General features: G+C 69.7%; 6 protein-coding genes and 1 pseudogene. 4 read left to right on the top strand and 3 right to left on the bottom strand.

The features are described 5' to 3' along the window. The coding region (locus AOK09_RS12250; protein ID WP_157875870.1) for an ATP-binding cassette domain-containing protein at window positions 1-933 on the bottom strand (933 nt) is incomplete at its 3' end. A gap of 989 nt (window positions 934-1,922) precedes the next feature. On the opposite strand from AOK09_RS12250, the gene AOK09_RS12245 reads away from it, so the two are divergent. The 4 genes from AOK09_RS12245 to AOK09_RS12230 all read left to right on the top strand — a co-directional run bounded on the left by AOK09_RS12245 (window position 1,923) and on the right by AOK09_RS12230 (window position 7,176). After that, a complete protein-coding gene (locus AOK09_RS12245; RefSeq protein WP_245687255.1) occupies window positions 1,923-2,312 on the top strand; it encodes a hypothetical protein in 390 nt (129 codons plus the stop codon). A 167-nt stretch (window positions 2,313-2,479) separates the two neighbouring features. Beyond that, window positions 2,480-3,481 carry a S66 peptidase family protein gene (locus tag AOK09_RS12240; protein ID WP_055587190.1) on the top strand — a complete coding sequence of 334 codons (1,002 nt, stop codon included), beginning with the start codon at window positions 2,480-2,482 and terminating at the stop codon, window positions 3,479-3,481. Window positions 3,482-4,199: 718 nt separating this feature from the next. Further along, on the top strand, window positions 4,200-6,149 hold the full coding sequence (locus AOK09_RS12235) for a virginiamycin B lyase family protein (protein WP_245687254.1): 1,950 nt from the start codon (window positions 4,200-4,202) through the stop codon (window positions 6,147-6,149). 502 nt (window positions 6,150-6,651) lie between these two features. Beyond that, the gene (locus AOK09_RS12230) at window positions 6,652-7,176 is read left to right on the top strand and encodes a hypothetical protein (protein ID WP_055587189.1); all 525 of its coding nucleotides are present in this window, start codon (window positions 6,652-6,654) and stop codon (window positions 7,174-7,176) included. A gap of 563 nt (window positions 7,177-7,739) precedes the next feature. Here the strand turns inward: AOK09_RS12230 and AOK09_RS12220 are convergent. Both AOK09_RS12220 and AOK09_RS41990 read right to left on the bottom strand, forming a co-directional pair. Further along, window positions 7,740-8,165 (bottom strand): Ohr family peroxiredoxin, encoded by a 426-nt coding sequence (locus AOK09_RS12220; protein ID WP_055587187.1) that lies wholly within the window; start codon window positions 8,163-8,165, stop codon window positions 7,740-7,742. 365 nt (window positions 8,166-8,530) lie between these two features. Then, a pseudogene (locus AOK09_RS41990) lies at window positions 8,531-8,707 on the bottom strand (alpha/beta hydrolase); the annotation flags it as partial.

The raw sequence follows: 8,707 nt of genomic DNA, 5'->3' as shown, positions 1-8,707 counted from the left end.
CCGCGCCCGGGCCTCGCTGACCCGGGCGGCGTGCGTCTGGCCGGCGCGGCCGGCGGACTCCTGCGCGCCGCGCTTCATGGTGCCGGCGAAGATCCGGGGCAGACCGGCGCTCTTGAGGGTGCGCGCGGCGTTGCTCGCCCGGCGCTCGGCGCGTTCGCGGGCCTGCTGCATCTCCCGCTTCTCCCGCTTCAGCTCCTGCTCGGCGTTGCGCACGTTCTTCTCGGCGGCCTCCTGCTCGGTGCGCACGGCCTGCTCGTACTGCGTGAAGTTGCCGCCGTAGTGGCGCAGTTCACCGCTGCCGAGTTCGGCGGTGCGGTCCATGCGGTCGAGCAGTGCGCGGTCGTGGCTGACCAGCAGCAGGCAGCCGGTGAAGTCCGTCAGCGCGTCGTAGAGCCGGTGCCGGGCTTGCAGGTCGAGGTTGTTGGTCGGCTCGTCCAGCAGCAGCACGTCCGGGCGTTTGAGCAGCTGGGCGGCGAGGCCGAGCGTGATGACCTGGCCGCCGCTGAGGGTGCCGAGGGTGCGGTCCAGGGCGAGATCGGCCAGGGCGAGCCGGTCGAGCTGGGCGCGGGTGCGTTCCTCGATGTCCCAGTCGTCGCCGATGGTGGCGAAGTGCTGCGCGCTGACGTCTCCGGACTCGACGGCGTCCAGGGCGCGGATGACCTCGGCGACGCCGAGGACCTGGGCGACGGTGAGATCGCCGGTCAGGGGGAGGCTCTGCGGGAGGTAGCCGAGCGTGCCGGCGACGGACACCGAGCCGGCGGCGGGCTTCAGCTCGCCGGCGATCAGCTTGAGCAGGGTGCTCTTGCCCGAGCCGTTGGGGGCCACCAGGCCCGTGCGGCCGGCGGCCAGGGTGAAGGACAGGCCCTCGAAGACCGGGGTGTCGTCGGGCCAGGAGAAGGACAGGTTCGAGCAGACGACGGCGACGTCGGACATGGAGACGACCTCAAGGGAAAACGGGGCAGGAAGAGACCTCTGCCCTGGGCAGACGGGGAAGCGGGTACGACGACAAGACGCCACGGCTGCGCTGATCAGCGCGCCCGATGGCCCTCAGATCCGGATCTCACCCGGAGATGTCGTCCTCACCCAGCATGTCTGCAACTCCTCGATACACGGTCTGCGTCGCCGAACAGCGTACCAGTGCTCGCCCTCCCGACCCCAGGGATTTTCCGGGGGCGGCCACCCCGACGACACACGTGTCTGCATCTCCCCGGCGCTGACGCAGTGAGTTTCTGACCGTACGGCGATCCGGCTCGTCTGCGTCATCTGCGCCGGAGGCGGCGCGGCGTGTCACACATGGGGCGGTCGGTGCCCGGTGGCTCACGGGAACACATGTCACAGCGTCGACTCGGACGTGTGCGCAGACCCGCCGCCATCAGGTTCACACGTCCCTGGCAGGCGATCCGACGGGGCCCGATGGCAGAGACCTGATCCGGATCGTCCCCGCCCGGGAGGCCGGACCGAAGAGGAGGGCCGCAGCTGAACCGTACTCGGCAGGGCAGAAGCGCGAAGGAGCCAGTCATGCCGATCCCCACGGCAGGAGGGAGTACGTCGATCCCGCTGTCGACAAGCTCGCGGCCTTCTTCAGGGACAGCCTGACCGGCGCGGCACGACCCCGCCGGCGGCGCGCGGCCCCGGGCGGACGGCGCGGACTGTCACCACCGCACACAGCCCCTTCGGCGGCCTTCCCGGAGTCAGGACGCCGCCCCGCGCGAGGGCGCGCGGCCCGTGCCGGGTGCCTGCCGCGGCGGCGGGGGAAAGCGTTGTTGGGTTGCCGGAGCACCGTGGTAGACAACCGGGGTGCACAACGCTCCGGACTTTGCCGACCTGCTGAGGCTTCGACCGGTTCGTGGCCTGGGATCCGGAGCGGTAGTTCGCCGCAGCGATGACTGGCTCACCGTCACATCGTTCTGCACGCACGCCGGATGAAGGAGTGCAGAGCGCACCTGGAGCTGCGACCAGTGGGTGGACGCGGCTGGGAGTCGATCGTCGGGGGAGAAGTGGGCCGCAACAGCATGCCTGTCGAGAACCGGGGCGACATCGACCTCTGCCTCTTCGTCGAGCCGCACTGTGAGGACTACTGGATGAAGCCGGGGGAGGCACTCACCATCCGCTCCGAGGCGGAGGGGCTCGACGTCTGGTTCGACACCTGCATATCCAAGGGCTGTGTCACGGTGTGGCTCTACGAGGACGGTGATCCGCACAAGCTCGTCCTCGACTACGCAGTCGTCGACGCGAGTGGCACCCGGCTGGACCCCGGACATCAGAGGCCCGACGGGCAGCGGTGGTCGGCAGCCGGCCCGGTCATCGACTGACGCTGCCGCCCGGCCCCACCGCCGGGCCCGGATGGGCCTTGTTTCCCCGGTCGGGCCTACCTGTGGGGGCCTCTGGGCCCCAGGGTCCTGGCATGCGGGCCGGACCTGTGGGCCGTGGACCGGTAACTGTGTGGCGTGCCGTCAGGGGTGCCGGGAATACTGCCCCGGTGACCCGAGCCGCACTGCCTCGACTGCTTCGGCCTCGTGCCCTGGCGCCCGGAGACCTCGTCGTCATCGCGTCGCTGTCCGGACCGCTCCACGCCAGATACGCGTCCGGGCTTGAGCGGGCGGTGGCAGTGCTCGAAGGGATGGGGTTCCGCGTACGTCTGGCGCCGCTGCTCCGAGCGGAGCGGCACCATTGGTGGAGCGCGGCCCGGCCGACGGAGATCGCCGACGAGCTCAACGCCCTGCTGCGCGATCCCGAGGTGCGCGCGATCATCGCGCACGACGGCGGGCAGACGGCGCTGGGCTACCTCGACCTGATCGACGTCGAGGCGATCACTGCCGACCCCAAGCCGATCCTGGGCTACAGCGACATCTCACTGCTGCATCTGGTGCTCCACTCCCTTACGGGTCTGGTGGGGTTCCATGCCGACTTGGCCACCCCCGGCCTCGGAGGAGCGTGGCAGGCCGCATCTCCCGAGCGCCGAGCGGAACTTGAGAGGCTCTACTCGACTCTGCTGACCCGTGCGGAGCCGATCGGTGCGCTGCCCACCAGTCCGTCGTGGGAGTGCTGGCGTCCTGGGCGGACCGAAGGCCGCCTGATCGGCGGGGTGCTCAACCGCATCATGCGGGCGCAGGCGACGCGTTACGCGCTGCCGCTCGAACGGTTCGACGGTGCGGTGCTGTTCTGGGAGGAGATGGGCGGCCAAGCCTCCTGGGTGTGGAGCGATCTCCAGGTGCTGCGGCACTGTGGCATCCTCGACCGGATCTCCGGCATGGTCGTGGGTGTTCCGCACCGGATCGACGGACTCGAAGCGCCCGACGCATCCCCGAGCCTGCCCGAGATCGTCCTCGACGTCCTCGGCGACCGCGACATCCCGGTCCTGGGCAACGTCGAGTTCGGGCACGCCGGCCCCAACCTGCCGATGCCGGTCGGCATCCGCGTCGGTCTCGACGCGCAGCAGCGGACGTTGTCGTTGCTCGAACCGGCGGTGCGCCCGGTGTGAACACGGTGAGGGGCCGCAGGTGTCGGGGTGCTCGCCCGTTGAACTGAACAGCTTGCACGCAAAAAGACGCCTGCTTGCCAGGCGATTGGTCGTTTGCGTTCGAACGACTATATGTAAGTGTGAGTTGCTTACTGTGCTCGCATGGGGAAGGAGCCCCCGCTGGCGGGTTGTCACCGAATCCTCAGGTACTCACGGGCGGAGCCGTGCCGAAGATGCGCTTCGCTGCGTCCGCGGATTCCGGTCCGGGAAACCGGGGGCTGGATCGTCCCGCGCGCCGTTTCCGGAAAGCGGCCGATCGACCCGCTCGCCGGCCCTGCCAGGGCATTGACCGTGGCCGCTGATCCGGCTGACCGTCAGTTTGCTCGCTATTCCTCGAGTGTCGGCTCTTCGTTCCCAAAATTGCATTTCGGCAGAAATTCGCACCTCCGTGCGGCACACCCTCCGGGCTGTGGCGCGGATTGGTCCATTCGAGTGATATGTACGTCAACAGGATGGTGTTTCGTTGGTCGTTTCGAGTTAATGATGGTGACTGCATTTCAGCGGGCCGCCCATGTCTCCTCGGGAGACGACCCCGTGGTGCGCACTGTATGTGACGATGTTTCCTCTCCCTGTCCCGCTGTGCAAACGGTGGATCCGGTTCGTGTGAACCGGGTGCCCGCGCCGGTGTGGGCCCGGTCGGGAGTTCTTGGGCGACCCTCTCAGGAGAGAGAGGTTTGTCATGGATGCGAGCTTGGTCTGGTTGGGACCTCCGGCGGTGGTCGGCGGGCTCCAGCCGGTCGTGCCGGCGGGCTTGTCCGAGGTGCCCGCAGTTCCGGGGCCGGCGGCCGCGCCGCTGAGTGCGGCGTTCTCGACGGTGACGATCCCGGCGGGCACGACCCCGCTGGCGGTGGTGGTGGCGCCGAACGGCAACGTCTACGTCGGCAACGCCAATTCGAACAACGTGACGGTGATCAGCAGCGCGACGAACACCGTCCTGACCACCCTCCCCGCCGGCTCGAGCCCGGCCATGATGGCGGTGGCGCCGAACGGCAACGTCTACCTCACCAACTCCAGCTCCAACAACGTGACGGTGATCGACAGTGCCACGAACACGGTCCTGACCACCGTCCCGGTCGGCGGGTTCCCGTTCGCGGTGGCGGTGGCGCCCAACGGCAACGTCTACGTCGCCAACTCCAGCTCCAACAACGTGACGGTGATCAACAGTGCCACGAACATGGTCCTGACCACCGTCCCGGTCGGCGCGGTCCCGGACGCGGTGGCGGTGGCGCCCAACGGCAACGTCTACGTTGCCAACCGGAACGCCGGCACCGTGACGGTGATCAGCAGCGCCACGAACGCCGTGCTGACCACCCTCCCCAGCGGCGGGTTCCCGGGCGCGGTGGCGGTGGCGCCGAACGGCAACGTCTACGTCGCCAACCAGACCTCGAACAACGTGACGGTGATCAGCAGCGCGACGAACACCGTCCTGACCACCCTCCCCGCCGGCTCGGTCCCGGGTGTGGTCGCGGTGGCACCGAACGGCAACGTCTACGTCACCAACACCGTCTCCAACAACGTGACGGTGATCGACAGTGCCACGAACACGGTGCTGGCGACCGTCCCCGCCGGCGGGGGCCCGTTCGGGGTCGCGGTGGGTACGAACGGCAACGTCTACGTCGCCAACTCCAGCTCCAACAACGTGACGGTGATCAGCAGCGCGACGAACACGGTCCTGGCCACCGTCCCGGTCGGCGCGTTCCCGTTCGCGGTGGCGGTGGCGCCCAACGGCAACGTCTACGTCACCAACGCCAACTCGGCCAACGTGACGGAGATTTCGCCCCTGACGGTGACGATCTCGCCGGCGTCGCCGTCGTGCGGGCAACCGGTGACGTTCAGCATCTCCGGGGGCACTCCGAACGGGACGGCGGTGGTGAACTTCGGGGACGCCAGCCCCACGGTCACCGTCGCCCTGGACACCACCGGGAGCGGGCAGACCACCCACACCTACACCGTCGGTACGTTCACCGCGACCGTGAACGGCAACCCCACCCCCGTCACCGTGAACCTCAACCCCACCACGCTGACGCTGTCTGTGGCGCCGAACCCCTCCACCTGTGGGCAGAGCGTCACCATATGCTCCACCCCCACGCCGGGGGCGGCCACCACCGAAGTGCCGACCGGCACGGTCACCTTCACCCTGCCCAACGGCCAGACGCAGACGGTCCCCGTCAATGCGTCCGGGCAGGCCTGCTTCACCACCACCGCCCTGACCACGGGCACCCTCAACGCCACCTACAGCGGTGACACGTGCTTCGCCGGCTCCACCGCCGGCACTCCCGTCACCGTGAACCCCAACCCCACCACGCTGAATGCGCAACCGGGCACGATCCGGCTCCGGCTGACCCCGTTGCCGCAGTACTACATCCCCACCCTCAGCGCCACCCTGACGACCACGTCGGGGACGCCGGTGGTCGGTCAGCCGGTGACCTTCACGGCCACCACGCTTCTCGGCCCGGTCAACCTCGGTACCGCCGTCACGGACGCCAGCGGCACGGCCACCGTCCACAATGCCGTCGTCCCGGTCTACGCCATCGCCACCCCCTTCTACACCGCCACCTTCTCCGGCAACGCCTGCTACACCGCCGCCAGCGCACGCGGCATCCTGCTGTTCGTCCCCCTCCCGTCCTGACCCCACGGGTCCGTGAGGTCGGAAGCCGTCCAGTCGCTGGACGGGCGGCCGCTGGTGTTCGAACGGCGGCCAGGATCGGGTGAGCCGGCTGCTGTGCGGGCATAGAGGAAAGGGCCTCCTGGTACCTCGCGGATCCCGGATCCGCAGGCACCACAGGAGGCCCTGTGTCGTGGTTGCTCGTGATCACACGCCTCCGGGGGTGTGACCGCCTCGCCCACCGATCCGGGACCGTGACCGGCCAGCCCGGTCACCGGCTGTTCTGCAGAGCCGACATGACGGCAGGTCACCGAGCGCCACCATGTGTCCGGATCGGTGTCGACCGCGCCCGGGCCGCCCCGGCGTGTCGCCGTCCGTGACCTCGGGTGGGTGCTCGGTCAGGTCCGGGCGGCGGCTGTACCAGCCCGGCGTCGTGACACTCGTCCGGTCTGTCGGAGGGATCACCTGACCTGCGGAGTCGGCGGCAGCAGGGTCGCCGGGAAGCAGTACGGAGGCGGGTGGCGAGATGAGCGTGGACTTCTTCTGGCGGCGAGTGGCAGGCACGTCGTTGGATGAGCTCTCGCCGGAGGAGCTGTCCGCGCTTGTGCCGCACTGGTTCGACCCGGAGATCGGGCCGCTCCGCGAGGCCGGCATGGTGATGGCCGTGGAGCGCAACGGCAGCTTGATGCACTTCGCGTTGACGGCAGGCGGTGCCGTCTCCGGTGGTGTCGCCCAGCTGCCGGTCTTCGGAGGTGAGCGACGGGCCGACGGCAGGGAGGATCCTGAGTACGGGTTCGTGGGAGCCGAGCTGTTGGTGCTTCGTCCCGACGAGGTGCAGGCCGCCTCAGCCTTCCTGAACGGAGTGGCTGTCGACGACCTGGTAAGGGAGTTGGGCGCCGCGCTGGCAGGACAGGTCAGGGCCTTGGGTTTCTCCACGCCGTGGAGTCAGAGATGGGCGGCGGGGCTGGCTGCCGACATGAGGGATCTGAAGGACTTCTTCGCCGCGGCCGCAGCTGCGGGCGACGCGGTGATCAAGTTCGAGTCGGCTTGAGGCGGATCGTCGTCAGGCCGTTGCCGGGAGCGTGTCGCGTTCGGCGGCGAGGCGGCAGCACCGTCGCGGGCGGTCTTCCGCTGCCCCGGCCGACCCGACGCAGCGGAACGGCGAGCAACGGCCCGCAGTACGTCGACAGCTGGGCATGTGCGGCCGGGGCCCGGAGGGTCGTCGCCAGGACCATGCCCTGTCCCGCGGGGTGTGCGGGCACGGTCGGGAGCGACCGGCGTGCGACCGGGTCGGTGGCCGTCAGAGGCAGCTCAGGCCCGCCGGGTGATACCCCGAGACGGCGAGACCTGCGGCCCAGGTCCACACCTGCGAGGCGGCCGGGAAGCCGCCGTGGCCGGAGGCCTCGGTGGCCCGGCGCGGCGCCTTTGCGGACGTGGCGGGGATGCTGCCAGGGACGGACCGGTGGCGGCGGTGCGTGGCGAGTGTTGCGGGCGTGTGCGTCATCGAGGACATGTCCCGTCCCTGTGCGGTCGGTCGGTGGGTGCTCGGGAACGGACGGGTCCCGTGCCGGGGAGAGGTGGCACGAGACCCGGGGCCGCGGGGGTGCGGCGGGATCAGGCGGCGGTGGCGTTGATGGTGACGGGGATGTTGTCGCGGGTGGCCTTGGAGTACGGGCAGATCTGGTGGGCCGCGTGTGCGAGCTCGGTGGCGGTGGCCTGGTCGACGCCGCCGATCACGGGGTTGAGGGTGGCGGAGAGGCTGAACTCGTCGTCGTCGCCGTGGATGAGGGTGATCTCGGCGGTGATGGTGGTGCTGGTGAGCCTGATCCTGCGGATGGCCGCGGCGCGGCGGATGGCGCCGAGGAAACAGGCGGCCCAGCCTGCGGCGAGGAGCTGCTCCGGGTTGGTGGCGGTGCCGGCACCGCCGAGTTCCTTGGGGATGGCGAGGCTGGTCTCCAGAAGGCCGTCGGAGGAGAGCACTCGGCCGCCGTTGCGGCCTTCTCCGTCGACGTTCACAACGGCGGTGTAGCTGACTGCCATGGCTGGTGCTCCAGGTCTGGGTCGAAGGGGGGTGTCGGCTCGGGGTAGGCCGCCACCAGATGCGTCACCCTTTGAGGCGGTGACGCCATCCTTGCAGCTTTCCTGTCACCGGTCAAGGAGGTGACTCACGGGCGTGCGTGTGATTCTGCGGGGCTGTACGCGGATGCGGTCGACGGACCTGACGGCCCGGGTCGGGGCGGATGCGCCGCTGGTCGACCCTGTGAGTCCGGAAGTGCGGCGGACCGTTCCGCGTGGACGTCGGGTACCGGGGCGTACATCAGGAGGGGGGTGTGCCTGCGGGGCCGAGGCGGGATGTCGTCTCTGCCGCGCCCTGCGCCAGTGTGGCGACCGGCGCGGCGGCTGTCTCAGAGGTGGTCGGCGTCCACGACGGCCTGGGCGAAGGCGGTGGGTGCCTCCTGGGGGAGGTTGTGGCCGATCCCGGCGAGTGTGCGGTGCTGGTACTTGGCGGTGAAGCGATCGCGGTAGGAGCTGTCGTCGGGAGCGGTGAAGGGGTCACGCTGGGGGTCGAGGGTGATGGTGGG

The sequence above is a fragment of the Peterkaempfera griseoplana genome (genome assembly GCF_001418575.1).
Classification (GTDB): Bacteria; Actinomycetota; Actinomycetes; order Streptomycetales; family Streptomycetaceae; genus Peterkaempfera; species Peterkaempfera griseoplana.
Note: the sequence above shows the minus strand (reverse complement) of the source record. Positions and strands in the feature narration are given on the sequence as shown.